Below are 18,697 nucleotides of genomic sequence, written 5' to 3'. Positions count from 1 at the left end.
ACAGGGGGGTAAGTCACACATGCACAAATATATAAAAATCAAACAATTGTTAAAAAAATGTTAACGTTAATTATAGGTTATTGAAGTATAAACTTTTAATAATTCCATCTGATAATCCTATCTTGGGTACAAAAATTTTTCTGGCACCACTCCATTTCATAGCAGATAGATAAATTTTTGTGGCAGGTATAATTACATCAGCTCTATCAGGATTTAATCCTAGTTCAGAAATCCGTTCTTGAAAGGTCATTTTCTTTAAAAATTGGTATTGAGCATTCAAATATATGTAGGAAATAGGTTTTCCTAATTCACGACCTGACATTTTAAATAATTTATTAATATTTCCACCTGATCCTATTAATGAAATCCTTTTGTAATCTTCAGTGTTGTCTTCAATCCATTTTTGGACTTTCTTAAAAATTAACTTATTTTCTGATTTAGTATTATTAATCAGTCTTACAGTTCCTATCTTAAAGGACTTAGAGTTTATGATTTTTCCTTTGGAAAATAAAGTAAATTCTGTACTACCACCTCCTACATCTACATATAAATAGGTTGAATCAGATTTAATTAATGAGCTTAAGTCTGTTGATGAAATTATAGCAGCTTCTTTTTTCCCATCAATAATATCTATTTTTACGTCAGTCTCTTTTAAAATTGTGTCAACAATATATTTTCCGTTGGAGGCTTCTCTCATTGCAGAAGTAGCGCAAGCTTTGTATTTTGATACACCATTAACTTTCATAATTAATTTAAAGGCTTTCATGGTATCAATCATCCTATCTATATTTTCATCTGAAATTGTTCCAGTAACAAAAGCATCTGCTCCAAGTCTAATTGGCACTCTTACTAGAGAAGATTTTTTAAATTGAGGATCTCTATCATCGTTTTCACTTTCTATAATATTAGCAACTAACAACCTTATAGCGTTAGATCCAATATCGATAGCACCGTATTTTATTATTTTCAAAGTATATTTGTTTTATCTATGATATTTTGGAAAATCGACTAAAATAGTAGTACCTTTTTTGATATTTTTCCAATGTTTTTCATTAAACTGAATTCCGATTAGTCCACAAGTTGGTACATGTGCTATGGGTTTATTTCCAAACTTATTGACAAAGGTGTTAATACCGTGATCATGACTAAAAATAATAGCACTATTAAAACCATCGTCAAGAGCTTTTACCGTTTTAACTAAGTATCCATCACTGAAGCTGTAAAGTTGACGCTTTATTTGTAAGTTTGATAGGGGGTAATCTAGATTTTCACAGAAAATAACAGCTGTATGTAAAGCTCTGTTTGCACTACTAGAAACAAAAACATCTGGCTTTTTAATTTTTTTTGCCAAAATTTTTGAAATTAAATGGGCATCTTTAATGCCTCTTTTTTTTAAGGGCCTATCAATATCTTTTACGCCGTCATATTCCCATGATGACTTTGCGTGCCTAACAATATATATTGTTTTCATTTACGTTTTAGAGTGTGTGTAAATATAAAACTATGGAGCTAAACGTTCAAGTTTCCAAGAGAAATCTTTTTTTAAAGTATATCTAATTCTATCGTGTAAGCGATTGGGACGTCCTTGCCAGAATTCAATTGAAATTGGTTTTACTATAAACCCTCCCCAATGAATAGGTCTAGGTATTTCAGAGTTTTTAAATTTTTTCTCATAGTTTTCAAGGCTTTTTTCAATTTCCTCACGTGAGGAAATTACGTTACTTTGATTCGAAGCCCAAGCACCTAGTTTACTCCCATTCGGTCTAGAATCAAAGTAACCATCTGATAAATTATTCGCAATTTTATTTGCTTTACCTTTAATTATGATTTGTTGCTCTAAGGCTGGCCAGAAAAATGATAGACATACGTTATTGTTTTTAATAATGGCTTTTCCTTTTTCTGATTCGTAATTTGTGTAAAAAATAAAACCTTCCCAAGTATAATTTTTTAAAAGGACAATCCGGCTTTTTGGGAAACCATCTAGACCAATGGTTGAAATATTCATCGCGTTAGTTTCTTCAATCATATCAGAATTATCCGCATTCAAAAACCAGTCTCTGAAAAGTTCTATCGGAGTTTCAGGACAATTTTCCTCGAGTAATTCATTTTTTTCATATGATTTCCTATAATTACTTAAATCTTGAGTCATTACATCATTTTTTAATCCTTGTAAAATTACTTATTTTAAAGCATACAACGTGTATTTAAAATAATGAAATACCGTTGTGTTGATGTTAGAAAATGAAAATATCTTCTAGCGATGTGGTTTTATACCTCAAAAGTTTTTCTAACAGAAGAGTAATTAAGTTATATAATTGGTTACTTTTTGTTTTTGAAAATTTGAATAACAAACAAAAGTGAAATTAGTCTTTTTAAAATTTTATTTTTTTTAATAAACTGTAGAACTTAATTATTCATATTGTTTTTGCACAAAGTCAACCATTTCATCATACTTTTCAATGATATCTTTTAAAAGAGCTATTTGAATTTTAGCACGTGTTAAATTGTTTTTAGAATAGGACGTTTGATAATAAATATCACCGTTTAAATAGTCTGCTAAGAAACGAATTGCTTGTTCGTATGTAATTGTTTTCGCTCCTAAGACTAAGGTCTTAATTTCTTCTTTTGTAATAAACTCTCTTGATGCTCTAGCATAACCTTCTGCAAAAGGTTTAAACAAATTCATATTCAAGCTAGCTTTAGAAATATCCTTTTCCTCTTCAGCGGCAGTGTTCATTCCAGTTCTTACAGCATCACCAAAATCATAACATAAATACCCGGGCATGGTTGTGTCAAGGTCGATAATACAAAAGTCATCGTTTGTAGTATTGAAAAGTATATTACTCAGTTTTGCATCCTGATGAATACTCCTTAAAGGTATCTTTCCTTTATTTCCCAGAGTAACGACTTCTCCCATTTCAGAAGCAAGGTTAAGTAAAAAGTCTATTTCTTCTTGAGTGTTTTGTTTCCTGTTTTCAAAATTGACCATGATTGCTTTTTTAAAATGCTCTATTCGCAAAGGAGTATTATGAAAATCAGGAAGAACTTCAAACAAATTCGGTTCAGGAAGGTCAATCAAAAGTTTTTGATACGTAGCAAAAGCACTACCCAAAGAAAAAGCTTGTTCTTTACTTTCTAAAACTTCAAAGGTTGTTGAGTTTTCGAGGTAATTAAACATTCTCCAATAGTTTCCCTCTGAATCCTCATGGAATCCATTGTTACTTTTGGAAGGTATAACTTTTAAAACAAATTTATTTTTATCATAAACTTTCTTTTTAATATGTTCTGTAATTCGAAAGATGTTTCGAGAAAGTTCTTCTACATTTTTAAAAATAGCATGGTTAATCTTTTGAAGGATATAGCATGATTTGCTTGTTGTTATTTTATAAGTAGTATTAATATAACCAGTAACAATAATTTCCGAAGAAATATAGTTTCCTTCCACTTCAAAAGAATTAATAATCGTACTTAATGTCATTCGAAAAAATATAAATTATCTTGTGAAATTACTTAACCATAAACCTCAACTATTGAGATTCACGGTTTTTGGTTCGTCTTTTGCTAAAAAAAGACTAATTATTCCAGAGTTTTTCAGGGTACTCTCCTGATTTAGTTAATTTTTTTATGTTGTTTTCAACAATAGCTTTATCTTCTTTATACGTCATTCCAAACCATTTCGAATTGGTGGGGAGTACGGTAACTCCACTTTGATTTCTTGCTATTAAGTTATTAATAACAGTCGGTAGGTAAAATTCAGATTTCAATTCAGATCCACGCTCCGTTAAGAACGATTTAAAGTCATTTTCAAATGCCTCAAAAGTAGCCGGAGTTAATCCGAACATATTCATAGAAGTAATATCCTCTGCACCTAAAATAGTCTCTTTATCATCCTCTGTAAAAACAATAGTATCACCTTTTTTTTCAATTTGAGTACGTTCTGTAATAGAGGTTACTTGTTGTTCTGAGTTTACTGTACAGATACCTCTTGAAACACTTCCATTATCAGATAGCGTATTGATCAATTTGTAACCAACCATACTCTGATTTTTTAACTCTGAAGGAGTTAAGATATTTAAATATTTGGCAATTACTTTAAAAGATTCACTGCCGTAGAAGTCATCAGCATTGATAACCGCAAAATTCTGTGTAATATATTTTCTACAGCACCAAATAGCATGACCTGTTCCCCAAGGTTTTTCTCTATTAGGGTTTGTATTAAAATTTTGAGGTAGGTCGTTAGTATCTTGATATACAAAATCTACTTCAATATGGTTTTTGTATTTATGGGTAATTTGATTTTTAAAGTCACTTTCAAATTCTTTACGAATTACAAACACAACTTTGGTAAACCCCGCTCTTTTAGCATCAAAAACAGAGTAGTCGATTATAGTTTCATTAAAATTATTAATTGGGCTTAATTGTTTTAAGCCCCCAAAGCGACTGCCCATACCTGCAGCCATTACTAAAAGTGTTAATCCCATTTATTTTTAATTAAAAGTCTCTCATAATTTCAAGAGGGTTTTCCTTTTTCCATTGCCCATTGGTAAAATCAGGAATTGGAACTGACATACTTTTACTAGCAACGGAAATTTCTGATAATGGGGTAACAGCACTCCACATTACACTGTCATAAGCATTAATATCAAGAGGTAACCCTAAGTTTATACACCTAATCAATCGGTATATCATTACAAAATCCATACCACCATGGCCTTGCTTAAAACCTTGACTGACTTTTTTCAGTTTTTTAATGATTGGATGTGTGTATTTACTTTGATATTTCTTATAATCGTCTTCAGAAAGCCATTGGTGTCCCCAGTAAGCTAATTCTTCTTTGTCAATATACAAGCGACTTGGATATCCATCGTGAGTAGCTTTTGTTCCCACAACCTTGTTGATTCTTGAATATGGACGCCCAGTGTGTACATCGAACTGCAATAAAATAGTTTTTCCTTTAGCAGTTTTAATCATGGTTGAGTTCATGTCTCCACATTTAAAGTCTGTGTAAGGAGATCCGAGTCTTTTTGCTGTTTCACTCAAATTAAGTTCTCTAGAACTCATTGAGGTTAAATGATCAAAAGTATCACCTCTACCAATATTTAGATAAAAACTAATTGGCCCTAAACCATGGGTTGTATAAAAGTTTCCATCTCTTTCAATATGATGCTTTAACCTCCATTGATCTTCGTAATAATCATTACTCAACATGTGTGCCCTTAAATCATGAAGATATGCCCCTTCTGTATGAGTAATATCTCCAAAAACACCGTTTTCAATCATATTTAATACAAAAAGCTCTTCTTCATTATAACAGCAGTTTTCGATCATAATACAGTGCTTCTGATTTTTTTCTGCGGTTTCAATGAGCTCCCAACATTCACTCAAAGTATAAGCTAAAGGAACTTCACAAGCAACATGTTTTCCTTGGTTCATACCATAAATACACATTGGAGCGTGATATTCCCAAGGAGTTGCAATTAATAATAAATCGATGTCATCTTCTTGAGCCAGTTTTTTCCATTCCGTGTCATTTCCAAAATAGGTCTTAGGTTTCTTCTTTTGCCATTGTTTTAAGCGTTCTGCAGCTTTTTGAACTTTATTTTCTTGTAAATCAGAAAGTCCAATAATTTCACAATGCCCTTGAGCAACGAGCCATTCAAACATTTGGAGAAGGGTAGTTCCTCTATTACCTAAACCAATAATTCCAACTTTTACCTTTTTTATTGGCGAAGCTTTAAAACCAAATAAGTTTCCTTTGGTGGTTTTTGATGTAGACTTGATAGCTTCAGATAAGGCATCATGATCGTTCGCGTAAGAAGAAAATGGAAGCGAAATAAATGCCGAAGCTCCAAGTAAGGATTGTATAAAGTTTTTTCTATTCATAAATAGGTGTAGTTATTTATAACTTGTTAACATCAATATAAAAATTAGGATCAACAGTTATGTTATTAGTGTTTGTTTTCAAAGTTTGCCATTCTTGAGTAGGCTTCAGCAGAGTAACCTCTTTTCCAAGATATACTTTTAAAGGCATATTAAAATTCTCAACCACATTCGTCCATCTGTATTTTAACTGCCCTTTTTTTAGTTTGTACTCAAAGTTTGGAATTTTAATTGTTCTTAAATATTGATCAAATAATTTAGTTAGGTCAATTCCTGATTCTTGAATTAAATAATTCTCTACTTGTTCTGTAGTAACTGTTTGATGATAAAAAGTTTTATTCAAGCCTCTTAAAATCTGCCGCCATTTTTCATCGTCATTAATCAATTGGCGAATGATATGAAGCATATTCGATCCCTTATAGTACATATCGCCCGAACCTTCACTATTTACATTGTATTGTCCTATTATTGGGATGTCATTTTGTATAGATCTTCTTGTTCCGATTACATATTCAGCAGCCGCTTTTTTACCGTAATAATAATCCAGAAACAGATTTTCCGAATACGCAGTAAAGCTTTCATGGATCCACATGTCAGCAATGTCTTTGTTTGTAATATTATTAGCGAACCATTCATGCCCTGCTTCATGAATAATGATAAAGTCAAATTTCAATCCCCAGCCAGTTCCTGAAAGATCACTTCCTAAATATCCTTTTCTATATTGATTTCCGTAAGTAACCGAACTCTGGTGTTCCATACCTAAATAAGGAACTTCGACTAATTTAAAACTGTCTTCGTAAAACGGATATTTTCCGAACCAATGCTCAAATGCTTTTAGCATTTTTGGAGCATCTTTAAAATGGACTTTAGCCTTTTCAAGATTATATCTTAATACATAATAGTCTAAATCTAATTTACCACCTTCACCTTGATACTTTTCAGAAAAGTTTACATAGTCACCAATGTTTACATTGACTCCATAGTTATTGATTGGATTATTTACGAACCAATGATATGTAGTGGTGTCATCAGAGTGTTTTTCAACTTTTCTAAGTCTTCCATTTGAAATATCCATTAAGTTACTCGGAACGCGAACGCTAATAGCCATACTATCAACTTCATCATACATATGATCTTTATTTGGCCACCAAACACTTGCACCTAGTCCTTGGCAAGAAGTAGCTACAAAATGTTTTCCATTTTTATCTTTTTTCCAAGAGAAACCTCCGTCCCATGGAGCCCTAATTGCTTCTTTAGGATTTCCTTCATAGTATACGTCAATAGAATGTATCGTTCCAATTTTCTGTTGTTCTTGCAATTCAACGAAGTGAGCATTTCTTTCTGAATAAACGTTCAATTCTTTTCCATTTTGAATCACTTTAAGAATTCTTAAAGGAGGTTGTAAATCTACTTGCAGTCTTGAAGCGGGTTTTAAAACTTTATATTGAATGGTATTTTTACCATGAATGAATTTTTTATCAGGATTAACAGAGATGTTTAAATGGTAGTAAGTTAAATCCCACCATGATCTTTCAGGAGTAATTGTTCCTCTCAGAGAGTCTTGTCGTGTAAACGTTTTTGTATGATGAAAAAGTGATTTTTGTGAAAAACAAGTGATTCCAACCAAGGATGTAAAGTAACTAAGTATGATTTTTTTTAGCATAACCTCAAATATATCTGATAGCTAATATAAGTTTTTAAATGATAATTTATAATCGATTAAATTTTTGAAATGCAATAATTAAAAGCTTTTTTATTAAAATTATAATTTTTAGTATCGGAGTAAAATTGATTAAGTTTAGTAGGTAATTCATAATAAAAATAATTTGAAAAAGTATCGCTTCTTATCATAGAAAAAAGGTAGAAAAGCATATCAAAACATCTATTACTTGCTTTTAAATCATACTTGTAATTTATAAAAAGTTAGAGCTTAATTAGACATTATAATAATTGTACTAAAAATATTTTTTTATTTGGGTTGAGCTTTTGGATATTTGCTTAAAATTATATAGAATGTCAAAGGTTGTATTTATTACAGGAGCATCGTCAGGGATAGGGAAATCCATAGCTAATTATTTGCATGGAAAAAATTACAAAGTATATGGAACAAGTAGAAATCCTAAGAATGTAGACTTCGCTTTTAGTATGGTTGCACTAGATGTAACAAAAGAAGACACAATAAAAATAGCCATAGAAGAAGTTGTTCAGAAAGAAGGGAAGATTGATGTTTTAATTAATAATGCAGGAAAAGGAATTACTGGACCAATTGAAGATACACCAACGGAAGAAATGCGTGATAATTTTGAAACGAATTTCTTTGGTGTGATCAATGTCATAAAAGAAGTACTACCGTTTATGCGAGAGCGAAAGCAAGGACTTATAATAAATACGACTTCCATTGCAGCTTATATGGGATTGCCATTTAGAGGGATTTACTCTGCAAGTAAAGGCGCTTTAGAGTTAATTACAGAGAGTCTGAGTATGGAGGTTAAAGCTTTTGGAGTTAAAGTGGTAAATGTAGCGCCTGGTGATTTTGCAACGAACATTGCAGCAGGAAGGTATCATACGCCAGTTTTTGAGAACTCAGCTTACAAAGAAAAATATGAGGAGAATTTAGCTTTGATGGATAGCCACGTTGATTCTGGTGCAGACCCGATTCAAATGGCTAAAAAAGTACAAGCTATCATTGAAACTAAAAATCCAAAAACACATTACAAAGTAGGGGCTTTTATGGAGAAGTTTTCAATTGTATTAAAGAGAATTTTACCAGATAAAGTTTATGAAAAGCTCTTGATGAATCATTATAAGTTGTAAATTCGCAGTGTATTATAAAACTAAACACAACAAAAATAAATAAAAACAAATGAAATTTTTTATTGATACAGCTAATCTTGATCAAATTAAAGAAGCGCAATCTCTTGGTATTCTTGATGGAGTTACAACAAACCCATCTCTTATGGCTAAAGAAGGAATTACAGGGACGGAAAATATTTTAAATCATTATAAGGCAATCTGTGATGTCGTTGAAGGAGATGTTTCAGCAGAGGTTATTGCTACTGATTTTGAGGGAATGGTAAAAGAAGGAGAGGCTTTAGCAGCTTTAAACCCTCAGATAGTTGTAAAATTACCTATGATAGCAGATGGTATCAAAGCATGTAAGTATTTTGCTGATAAAGGAATTAAAACAAATGTAACTTTGGTTTTCTCTGCAGGACAAGCTTTACTAGCTGCAAAGGCAGGTGCCACATATGTATCACCTTTCATAGGTCGTTTGGATGATATTTCAACAGATGGGTTAAATTTAATTTCTGAGATTCGGTTGATATTTGATAATTATATGTTTGATACGGAAATTTTAGCTGCTTCTGTTAGGCATACTATGCATATCATTGATTGTGCAAAGCTTGGTGCTGATGTTATGACGGGGCCATTAAGCGCAATTTCTGGATTGTTAAAGCATCCATTAACTGATATTGGTTTAGAAAAGTTTTTAGCTGACTATAAAAAAGGAAATTAGGGTAATCAAAAATTAGATACAAGTCAGTAGTGAAATATGCAATTTAGAACTACTGACTTCAATCAAAACTAAACTTTATAAAAACTGTCTTAAAGTAACCAATGTATCCAAAAAAAGAACTAGCACAACTTGTGGTTTCTGCGTGTGGTCATTATCATGTTGATTCCGTAATTATATCACCTGGTTCAAGAAATGCTCCTCTCACTGTTGGTTTTTCAAATTACCCAGGAATAAAGACTTATAGCTTAGTAGATGAGCGTTGTGCAGCTTTTTTTGCATTAGGGATAGCTCAACAAACCAAAAAGCCTGCAGCTATAGTTTGTACATCGGGTTCCGCCTTACTGAACTACTATCCTGCAATTGCAGAAGCTTTTTACAGCAGAATACCGCTACTTATTATCTCTGCCGACAGGCCTAAGCATTTAATAGATATAGGAGATGGACAAACTATTCGTCAGGAATATGTTTTTAATAATCATATTCTTTTTTCAGCAAACTTAAAGGAGGATAAGGAAAAAAAGAGTGAGAATATTCAGTTATTAAGTGTAGCCGTTAAAAAGGCTATAGAGGGGAAAGGGCCAGTTCATATTAATATACCCTTTGATGAGCCACTGTATGAAACGGTTGATATAATTGGTGATTTTGATTTTCCAAAATTAATACAAGGTCAAGAAATACTGAATTTTCAGTACGATACGGCGGTGAATGTTTGGAACGAATCAATGAAAATTATGATTTTGGTAGGGGAGAATTTCCCGTCTGAAGAAGTCAATAAATGTTTGGAAGAATATTTCAGTGATGAAAAAGTAATAATACTTACTGAAACAATCTCAAATATTTATCATCCGAATATTATCAATTCTATTGATCAGGTAATTACTCCGTTTACAGAAAAAGATTTTGAGGTTTTTAAACCGGAATTATTAATTACGTTTGGAGGAATGGTAGTTTCAAAGAGAATCAAGCAATTTTTACGTAAGTATTCTCCAAAGCACCATTGGCACATTGATGAATCAAGAGCGATGAACACTTATTTCTGCTTGACAGCTCACATTACCTTGAAGCCAGAACGTTTTTTTTCTGAGTTTTATGAGTTGGTAAAGAAGAAAGAAACCAAGTCGACCTACCAAAGAAGTTGGTTGGAGGTAAAAGCAGAAAGAAAGGAGAGGCATATACAGTTTTTAAAGAATGTTGCTTACTCTGATCTTGGGGCCTGTGAGATTATATTATCATCGATACCTGATCATTGTCAATTACAAATTAGTAACAGTTCGGTTATTCGTTATACGCAATTATTTGATTTGAATCCTACCTTAAAAGTTTTTTGTAACCGAGGAACTAGCGGAATTGATGGTAGTACGAGTACTGCAGTTGGAGCTGCTGTTGAATCAAAGGAGCAAACAGTTTTTGTTACAGGGGATATCAGTTTTTATTATGATAGTAATGCTCTATGGAATTCGTATATTCCGAAAAGTTTTAGGATTATTATTTTGAATAATTCAGGAGGAGGTATATTTAAAATTATTCCAGGACCGCAATCAACGAACGTATTGAACTATTTTGAAACTCCTCACGATTTAACTGCTGAATATTTAGCAAAGACATATGGATTTGGATATCGCTCAGTTTTTAATAAAAAAGAATTGAATAGTAGCTTGGCTGATTTTTATCAAGAATCTGGTCAACCAGAAATTTTGGAGGTTTTTACACCTTCTGATATAAATGATGTAATATTAAAGGAATATTTTAAAAATTTATAATGGAATTAAAAGTAGGAGATAAGGTTGATTTAATTATAGGGTTACAGTCGCATTTAGGCTTTACTGTATTAATCAATGAGAAATATGAAGGGTTACTTTATAAAAATGAAGTATTCACTGAATTAGAGGAAGGAATGAAAATGATTGGATATATAAAAAAAATCAGAGAAGATGAACGAATTGATGTGTCATTACAACCTCAAGGATTTAAGAATGTGATTGATAAAGACGTTGAAAGAGTTTATAATAAAATTAAAGAAAAAGGAAGTTTAAGATTAACTGATAAAAGCTCTCCTGAATCTATAAAGTTTCATTTACAAATGAGTAAAAAAGCATTTAAGCGTGCTATTGGTAATTTGTATAAACAACAAATGATAGATCTTAAGGAAGATAGAATTGAATTGAAACACTAGTTTAATTTTATTGAAAAAAAAAATAAAAAAGCCTCTATCAAAAACTATAGAGGCTTTTTCGTAGCTCCTTTTTAGATGTTATTTAACTTCTTTTAAAGAGTTATTAATTAATAATTTTAGTTGGTTTTTATGCGCTTTCGTCGAAATGTTACCAGTTGCACTACTTACCCAAGATTTAATTTTGTTTAAGTTATAAAGAGCCATTGCTTTGGCTGCATTTGTATATCCTTTACTCTTTTTACCAACAACTATGTTTAAAAGCATTTTTGTATACTCTGTTTGCAAATTCTGACGGAAAGAGTTTACATTTTTATATAAATCAGCTTTAAAAATAGCGTTGTTTAAATCTGTCATAAAAGCAGATAAAGTATATTGGTTTCCATACAGTTCTGAATCAGTAATCCTTTGTAAAGTATTTCTGTGTAAGATATGGTTTAGTACATTTTTTTGGTATCTTAAAACTTGTGCATGAATTTTTGGATCTTCAGGGCCACTAAAGAAGTTGTACCCACGTCTCTGTCTTGCTAAATAGTTGTATAAATCAGCAGGAGCTTTGAAGGCATTTGGTGCAAAAACATAAGTTTTTAAAGCGTCCATGGCTCTTTTTTGATCTGCTAAACTTACAGGTGTATAAGGTTGTGTTCCTCCTTCTTGGCCAATAATAGATCTGTCTACATAAACTCCACCAATAAAGCGAGAAATAACGCCTCCAGCCGTTGCAGCTTGACTACTCAAAATGTAATATGCATTTCTAAGTTCTTCGTAAGTTTCTCCTTCATTAGAAAAACGCGACTTAATATTTTTCATGATATTATTCGCTAATTTTATTCTGTCAATTGAATAAGCGATTTGATCATTCGATAAATCACCGATCATTACTCTTGGGTCAATTGCTTTTCCAGGAGCGCGCATGTCATCTGCGTCATTACCAAAAATTAATTCTGGTTTAGTTGATTGCGCTAAAAGAGCTTTTCTTTCTGAATCGTTATTGAAAGGAGTATATCCATATTGAATAGCCCAAACATCGTAAGGACCAACGGCAGTATCGTAATACTGTCCTTGTTTTGATCTATCTAGAGTTAAATTGATGGCAGCATAATCCATAACAGAACCCGTTAGGCATTTTCCTTCAATAAAATCAGCATCTGCTAATTGTTCAGGAGAAAATAATTGACTAGCCTTCATGTTATGATTCAAACCAAGAGTATGTCCCACTTCGTGCATAATTAAGGCTTTCATAGCTTCTCTTTTCATTCCTTCCATTTCCAAATCAGAAGCGCCTGAAGCAGCTAACACAGCTTTACCGAACATGGTGTTTTCATGCATTAAATGCCCAGCAGAGCAGAACATGTAATTGTCTTTGTGAGCAAAAATATTTTGCGCTTCTTCTTGTGTTGAAGTGTTGGATACGCTGCTAAAGATTTTGTCATATTTAACTCTGTTTGTAAAATGAACATATTCTAACATAATATCAGCACCTAAAATCTCACCAGTTCTTGGATTTACAAAACTAGGTCCGTAACCACCAAAAGGAGGATTTGGAGACGAAGTCCATCTTAATACATTGTATCGAACATCACCAGCATCCCAATCAGCATCCTCTGGCTGAATTTTTACTTCCATCGCATTTTTAAATCCAGCCTTTTCAAAAGCTTCGTTCCAAGCTAAAACACCTTCTTTGATGGTTTCAATAAATTCAACAGGAGTTGAATTCTCAATCCACCATGTTATCGGTTTTACAGGCTCAGATATCGCTAATTCAGGATTCTTTTTAATTAGTTTCCATCTATGAATAAAATCTCTGTAGTTTACTGCTTTGGTAGAGGTCATGTCGTTGGTAGTAGTCAAAAAATAACCAACTCTAGGATCATCCATTCTTGATTCATAATCGCTTTCAGGCATATTCATGAAAGTATGAAAAACTTTAATAGAAATAAATCTACCATCTTTTATCGCTTGTGAACCTCCATTTAAAACAGAAGGGTTGTTGTAAACATATTCCGTTTTAATGTTAGTGTTTTCTGGGTAATTCTTGATTTCACTAATTTTCGATTTTTTCTTATCGAAATTTCCCAGTTTAAAAGCAAAAGGAGGTCTTCCAGGAAAATTAGGAGGCTTTATTCTTGTTAGTAATTCAGAAATAAAAAGAGCATTTGCATCAATTAAATACTCTCCCGTTTTTGTATTCGATGATAAAATTTTTGTACTTGCTATAATAGCATCACTTATGTTTGCCCTTGAAGATTTAGAGATCGGATTAGTTTTATCAAAGTAAAATGCTGTGTTTGGAGAAATAAATTCTATTTTATTAAAATGTTTTTTAATATTGAGAATAGTTGAACCTCGATAAGAACCTCTGAATGTTTGGATTTCAGTGATTCCATCGGCTATTTGAGAAAAATAAATATAATCTTTGTTTAATTGCTTCTCTTTAACAATTAATTTAATATCGCCTGAAATAGTATCTTGATAAATAGGAAATAAGCCATCAAATTTTTTGCTACTTTTGGTCAGTTCTGTAATTGTTTTTTCTGCTTTTTTCTTTTTTTGTTTAACTTCAGTTTTATTTTTACTTCTTCGTTTCTTTTTTCTTTGTGCACTTATATCTTGAATGCCTAGGATGGAGATAGTTGTAAGACTGAATAAAAATAATTTAAGGATATATTGTTTTTTGCTCATATTTTTTATTTTGAAAAGCGAATTTACAATATATTGAAAGTAAATATGTTAATTTTCATTAAAATAGAATAGTATATTATTTTTTTTAAACAAAAAAGTCGTTTACAAACGAATGTAAAACGACTTATTGTTTAATGTCCTCTAGGAAATTTATTCTTTTTAATCGCAGTTAATTGTCATTTTGTTTATTTTCATCTTTATCTTCATTCTTTTCTATTGGAGTTTCTTTTTCTTCTTTCTGCTTTTTCATTAAATCATTGACTCGTTTAATGTTTTCGTAAAATTCGTTGGTATTTGGGTCAGAAAGATTCATTTTTCCATAAGCAGCTTTGTAATAAAAGTCAGCTTTTTCATAGTCTTTTCCTAATTCGTAGTATTTTCCAACATAAAAATCGCCCAAGTGAAGCTCAGGATATTTAATCGCTACAAAATCACCCAAAACTCTCAGATAATCTCCATCTTTTTTATCAATTACTATTCCTTCAATGGCATAAATATCCTCTAACCGAACGTTTAAATTAGAGTCATATAAAAACTGAATATCCAAGTATTTTTGCTCCAGATATTTAATAGCTTCTAGCGGGTCTAGATCTTTTATGTGTTCTTCAAATTCAGACTTCGATATTTTTGAATAGATAGAAAAAATATCAGTCATAGCTCTTGGTATGGTTTCAGAAATAGTTGATAAGAAACTAGGTGAATTTTCAAATTTATCAAAGGTTACAAGTAAATTCTTTGAATCAAAAGAGTTTAAATAAGTGCTAATTTCGCTGAATTTTTCAAAGAGTTTTCCAGTTGTTTGTTTTTCACAATTACTTCCGTATATAAAGTAAGTGTTATCAATATTTTCAAGTCTTTTAAGAGTATATGATTTAATTATTTAATAACCACCTCTTAGTCTGAGTTGAATTCCATTGTATATAACTGATCTATTGCCTGATTTAAACTTACCTTTTTTAATTCCACCAATATAGTAAGTAATACCATCTCTAACATACCACCTATTAGGATTAGTACTTCCAATGTAGCTAGCTTTTCCTTTTCCAGCACCATAGTTATAGTAATCAATATAAATACCACTATCTATAGATAAGAGTTTCCTTTTTTTAATTCCAGAGAAATGGTAGTCAAAATCTGTATGGTCTATTGATTTAAGTTTTCCTACTTTATGGCTATACGTCCAGTAGTCAAAATCAATGCTGCCTACTGATTTAAGTTTTCCTTTTCTAGTGCCGGCTATATAATAGTCAAAAGAAATATTTCCTTTTTCTTCAACTTTTCCTTTCCTACTACCAGACATATAGTAGGTGATAGGACCATCGATATCTATATCAATGATTTCACCCAAGTCATTAACTATCAGATATCCATCACCAACTTGAACAACAACTTCAAAATCGCCATGAATATCAATATTTACTTTCTTTAACTGGGCTAATGTATTTCCAGTTAATAATATGCTAATAATAAAATTTAAAATATGTTTCATGCTAATTGGAATGTCAAATTTAATGCCATATTTATGAAACTCTTTTTTAGAAAAAAAAATAAAACTTTTAATATCAGTAAATTATCAAAGTTTTAATTTAATTTTATATTAAATATACTTACCCACCCCATAACCTTAGTTGCTAACTTTGGGAAACTTAATTTGTTACTTAGGGCTTGCTTAAAAGTTCAGAAGTACATCTATTTTGTAATTTTTGAACATCAAGATGTGTATAAATACTCTGAATTGACAAAGTTGTAGAATAGATGTGCTTTTGGGCGGCAAAAAGTTTTCTTTAGGAGTACTCAATACACTTAGTTTTTGGGTGAATTTGGGGTGGGAATGGTATTATTCTTTTGATGCCAAATAAAAAGCAGAAATGAAAAGAATTTTATTACTTATAATTTTAAGCATTTTTTCTCAAAAAAGTAAAAAATTTAAATCAGGAGTTAAAATTGTGAAAAATGAAAAAGTAGATAAATATAAGAGATCAAAATCAATCCTGTTTATTTTTAAAGGGCATACACATTTAATTAATTATTTTCTTGATTTTAAAAAAAAGAATACAATATACTGAAAATAAGCATGTTAATTTTTCAAAAAATAGATTGACGTATTTATTTTAAATAAAAAAAAGTCGTTTACAAACAAATGTAAAACGACTTATTGATAAGTATTTTAAATAATCTATTCTTTTTAATCGTAATTAATTGTCATTTTGTTCATCTTCATCTTCATCTTCATTCTTTTCTATGGGAGCTTCTTTTTCCTCTTTTTGTTTTTTCATTAAATCATTAACTCGTTTAATGTTTTCGTAAAAATCATTGGTGTTGGGGTCAGAAAGGTTCATTTTTCCATAAGCAGCTTTGTAATAAAAGTCAGCTTTTTCATAGTCTTTTCCTAATTCGTAGTATTTTCCAACATAAAAATCGCCCAAGTGAAGCTCAGGATATTTAATCGCTACAAAATCACCCAAAACTCTCAGATAATCTCCATCTTTTTTATCAATTACTATTCCTTCAATGGCATAAATATCCTCTAACCGAACGTTTAAATTAGAGCCATATAAAAACTGAATATCCAAGTATTTTTGCTCCAGATATTTAATAGCTTCTAGCGGGTCTAGATCTTTTATGTGTTCTTCAAATTCAGACTTCGATATTTTTGAATAGATAGAAAAAATATCAGTCATAGCTCTTGGTATAGTTTCAGCAATAGTGGATAAGAAACTAGGTGAATTTTCAAATTTATCAAAGGATACATGTAAATTCTTTGAATCAAAAGAACTTAAATAAGTGCCAATTTCGCTGAATCTTTCAAAGAGTTCTCTAGTTGTTTGTTTTTCACAATTACTTCCGTATATAAAGTAAGTGTTATCAATATTTTCAAGTCTTTTAAGAGTATATGATTTAATTATTTCAGAAGAAAATCCTGCAAATTCTGGTGTTGCACAGATGTATGCGTTAAAAATTGGTTGAGGTTCTTTTAAAAAGTGAGTTACAAAATTAGCTCCTTTGCCTTCTCCAACAATTGTCATAAAAGGAGAAGTTTTAAAATTAACTTCTAAAAAAGAAGTTAACTCATGTTTAATGAAATTATAAAAATGGATACCACTTGTTGATAATAAATTGGTTGTAGAAACAATTGATATGTCTTTTGAGAAAGTCGATTTCATATCAATTCCTACAACAATCTGTCTTGGTGCTTTATCAGCATTAGCAAAAAGTTTTGCATTACCAACACACAAATCAAACAGATATCCGTCACCAAGTACAATTGTAACAGGGTAGCTTGTTGTCAGATCTTTTTCATAATTTTTAGGTAAGTAAATTTTAATACTTCGTTCTTTCTTTAGCTCTTTGGAGTTTATCGACTTTGTAATTATTTTTTGAGAGAAAGAGTTTGAAAATATGAAAAATAAAAGTAAAAATGATAGAAGTTTCATAGGGAATGATTTATAGTAGACAAATATAAAAAGAAAATAAATTATTATGTTATTTTTGTTTTTATTAATGATTTTAGATTAAAATTATGGTACAACCTGTTTGGGAAACTGTAAAAGAATATGAAGATATTACTTATAAAAAATATAATGGAGTTGCAAGAATTGCATTTAATAGGCCAAATGTCAGAAATGCATTTAGACCAAAAACAACAAGCGAATTACTAGATGCGTTTAAAGATGCGCATGAAGATACAACAATCGGTGTTGTTCTATTATCTGGAGAGGGGCCTTCGACTAAAGATGGAGTATGGAGTTTTTGTTCTGGAGGAGATCAAAACGCTAGAGGAAATCAAGGATATGTCGGGGAAGATGGTTACCATCGATTAAATATTTTAGAGGTTCAGCGTTTAATTAGATTTATGCCAAAAGCAGTGATTTGTGTTGTCCCAGGTTGGGCTGTCGGGGGAGGTCATAGTTTACATGTAGTTTGTGATTTAACCCTAGCTAGTAAGGAACACGCTATTTTTAAACAAACTGACGCAGACGTAACCTCCTTTGATGCAGGTTATGGTTCAGCTTATTTAGCTAAAATGGTAGGTCAGAAAAAAGCACGTGAAATTTTTTTTCTAGGGAGAAATTATTCTGCTCAAGAGGCTTATGAAATGGGGATGGTTAACGCTGTAATTCCACATGCTGATTTGGAGTTAACAGCTTACAAGTGGGCTCAAGAGATATTGGAAAAATCCCCAACATCAATAAAAATGTTAAAGTTTGCTATGAATTTAACTGATGATGGAATGGTAGGACAGCAAGTTTTTGCTGGAGAAGTTACAAGACTTGCCTACATGACAGATGAAGCGAAAGAAGGTAGGGATGCTTTTTTGGAAAAGCGCAGACCTAATTTTGAAAAGAAATGGATTCCATAACACGTTAATTTGAAATGTAGTTTTTTCTGAATTTCAACTATTTTACTTAGTTAGAGTAGTTGAATTTTTTTTTTGTTATAAAAATCAC

16 protein-coding genes are annotated in these 18,697 nt (G+C 31.3%); 5 read left to right on the top strand and 11 right to left on the bottom strand.

Going from position 1 to position 18,697, the window contains the following annotated elements; translation table 11 throughout:
• Nucleotides 1-70 precede the first annotated feature (70 nt).
• The 7 genes from AC2GW8_RS05555 to AC2GW8_RS05525 all read right to left on the bottom strand — a co-directional run bounded on the left by AC2GW8_RS05555 (nt 71) and on the right by AC2GW8_RS05525 (nt 7,543).
• Nucleotides 71-970 carry a Ppx/GppA phosphatase family protein gene (locus AC2GW8_RS05555; protein WP_440881788.1) on the bottom strand — a complete coding sequence of 300 codons (900 nt, stop codon included), beginning with the start codon at nt 968-970 and terminating at the stop codon, nt 71-73.
• 12 nt (nt 971-982) lie between these two features.
• Nucleotides 983-1,471, bottom strand: coding sequence for a SixA phosphatase family protein (locus AC2GW8_RS05550; RefSeq protein WP_440881787.1), 489 nt, complete (start codon nt 1,469-1,471; stop codon nt 983-985).
• Nucleotides 1,472-1,501: 30 nt separating this feature from the next.
• On the bottom strand, nt 1,502-2,149 hold the full coding sequence (pdxH, locus tag AC2GW8_RS05545; RefSeq protein WP_440881786.1) for a pyridoxamine 5'-phosphate oxidase: 648 nt from the start codon (nt 2,147-2,149) through the stop codon (nt 1,502-1,504).
• A gap of 261 nt (nt 2,150-2,410) precedes the next feature.
• Nucleotides 2,411-3,478: a phosphotransferase enzyme family protein gene (locus AC2GW8_RS05540; protein ID WP_440881785.1), complete on the bottom strand. Its 1,068-nt coding sequence runs from the start codon at nt 3,476-3,478 to the stop codon at nt 2,411-2,413.
• A gap of 94 nt (nt 3,479-3,572) precedes the next feature.
• Nucleotides 3,573-4,481 carry a nucleotidyltransferase family protein gene (locus tag AC2GW8_RS05535; RefSeq protein ID WP_440881784.1) on the bottom strand — a complete coding sequence of 303 codons (909 nt, stop codon included), beginning with the start codon at nt 4,479-4,481 and terminating at the stop codon, nt 3,573-3,575.
• A 10-nt stretch (nt 4,482-4,491) separates the two neighbouring features.
• Nucleotides 4,492-5,883, bottom strand: a complete 1,392-nt coding sequence (locus AC2GW8_RS05530) for a Gfo/Idh/MocA family protein (RefSeq protein WP_440881783.1) — start codon at nt 5,881-5,883, stop codon at nt 4,492-4,494.
• Between the two features lie 16 nt (nt 5,884-5,899).
• Nucleotides 5,900-7,543 carry a M1 family metallopeptidase gene (locus AC2GW8_RS05525; RefSeq protein WP_440881782.1) on the bottom strand — a complete coding sequence of 548 codons (1,644 nt, stop codon included), beginning with the start codon at nt 7,541-7,543 and terminating at the stop codon, nt 5,900-5,902.
• 350 nt (nt 7,544-7,893) lie between these two features.
• Between AC2GW8_RS05525 and AC2GW8_RS05520 the strand changes: the two genes are divergently transcribed.
• From AC2GW8_RS05520 to AC2GW8_RS05505, 4 genes are all read left to right on the top strand, one after another.
• Nucleotides 7,894-8,694, top strand: coding sequence for an SDR family oxidoreductase (locus AC2GW8_RS05520; RefSeq protein WP_440881781.1), 801 nt, complete (start codon nt 7,894-7,896; stop codon nt 8,692-8,694).
• A gap of 49 nt (nt 8,695-8,743) precedes the next feature.
• Nucleotides 8,744-9,397 (top strand): fructose-6-phosphate aldolase, encoded by a 654-nt coding sequence (fsa, locus tag AC2GW8_RS05515; protein WP_440881780.1) that lies wholly within the window; start codon nt 8,744-8,746, stop codon nt 9,395-9,397.
• Between the two features lie 101 nt (nt 9,398-9,498).
• Entirely contained in the window at nt 9,499-11,157 is a 1,659-nt protein-coding gene (gene menD, locus AC2GW8_RS05510; RefSeq protein WP_440881779.1) for a 2-succinyl-5-enolpyruvyl-6-hydroxy-3-cyclohexene-1-carboxylic-acid synthase, read from the top strand.
• Complete coding sequence (locus AC2GW8_RS05505; RefSeq protein WP_440881778.1) at nt 11,157-11,570, top strand: S1 RNA-binding domain-containing protein; 414 nt, start codon at nt 11,157-11,159, stop codon at nt 11,568-11,570. Before menD ends, AC2GW8_RS05505 begins: the two co-directional genes overlap by 1 nt.
• A gap of 78 nt (nt 11,571-11,648) precedes the next feature.
• Here the strand turns inward: AC2GW8_RS05505 and AC2GW8_RS05500 are convergent, their stop codons facing one another.
• The 4 genes from AC2GW8_RS05500 to AC2GW8_RS05485 form a co-directional block, all read right to left on the bottom strand.
• Nucleotides 11,649-14,249: a zinc-dependent metalloprotease gene (locus AC2GW8_RS05500; protein WP_440881777.1), complete on the bottom strand. Its 2,601-nt coding sequence runs from the start codon at nt 14,247-14,249 to the stop codon at nt 11,649-11,651.
• Nucleotides 14,250-14,418: 169 nt separating this feature from the next.
• Nucleotides 14,419-14,904, bottom strand: a complete 486-nt coding sequence (locus tag AC2GW8_RS05495) for a hypothetical protein (protein WP_440881776.1) — start codon at nt 14,902-14,904, stop codon at nt 14,419-14,421.
• A gap of 225 nt (nt 14,905-15,129) precedes the next feature.
• Nucleotides 15,130-15,738 carry a hypothetical protein gene (locus AC2GW8_RS05490; protein ID WP_440881775.1) on the bottom strand — a complete coding sequence of 203 codons (609 nt, stop codon included), beginning with the start codon at nt 15,736-15,738 and terminating at the stop codon, nt 15,130-15,132.
• A 706-nt stretch (nt 15,739-16,444) separates the two neighbouring features.
• Nucleotides 16,445-17,683, bottom strand: a complete 1,239-nt coding sequence (locus tag AC2GW8_RS05485; RefSeq protein WP_440881774.1) for an alpha/beta hydrolase-fold protein — start codon at nt 17,681-17,683, stop codon at nt 16,445-16,447.
• An 86-nt stretch (nt 17,684-17,769) separates the two neighbouring features.
• On the opposite strand from AC2GW8_RS05485, the gene AC2GW8_RS05480 reads away from it, so the two are divergent.
• Complete coding sequence (locus AC2GW8_RS05480; RefSeq protein WP_440881773.1) at nt 17,770-18,609, top strand: 1,4-dihydroxy-2-naphthoyl-CoA synthase; 840 nt, start codon at nt 17,770-17,772, stop codon at nt 18,607-18,609.
• Nucleotides 18,610-18,697: the final 88 nt, after the last annotated feature.

It is taken from the genome of Tenacibaculum profundi (assembly GCF_057162725.1).
This window is presented reverse-complemented; position numbering and strand designations above follow the sequence as displayed.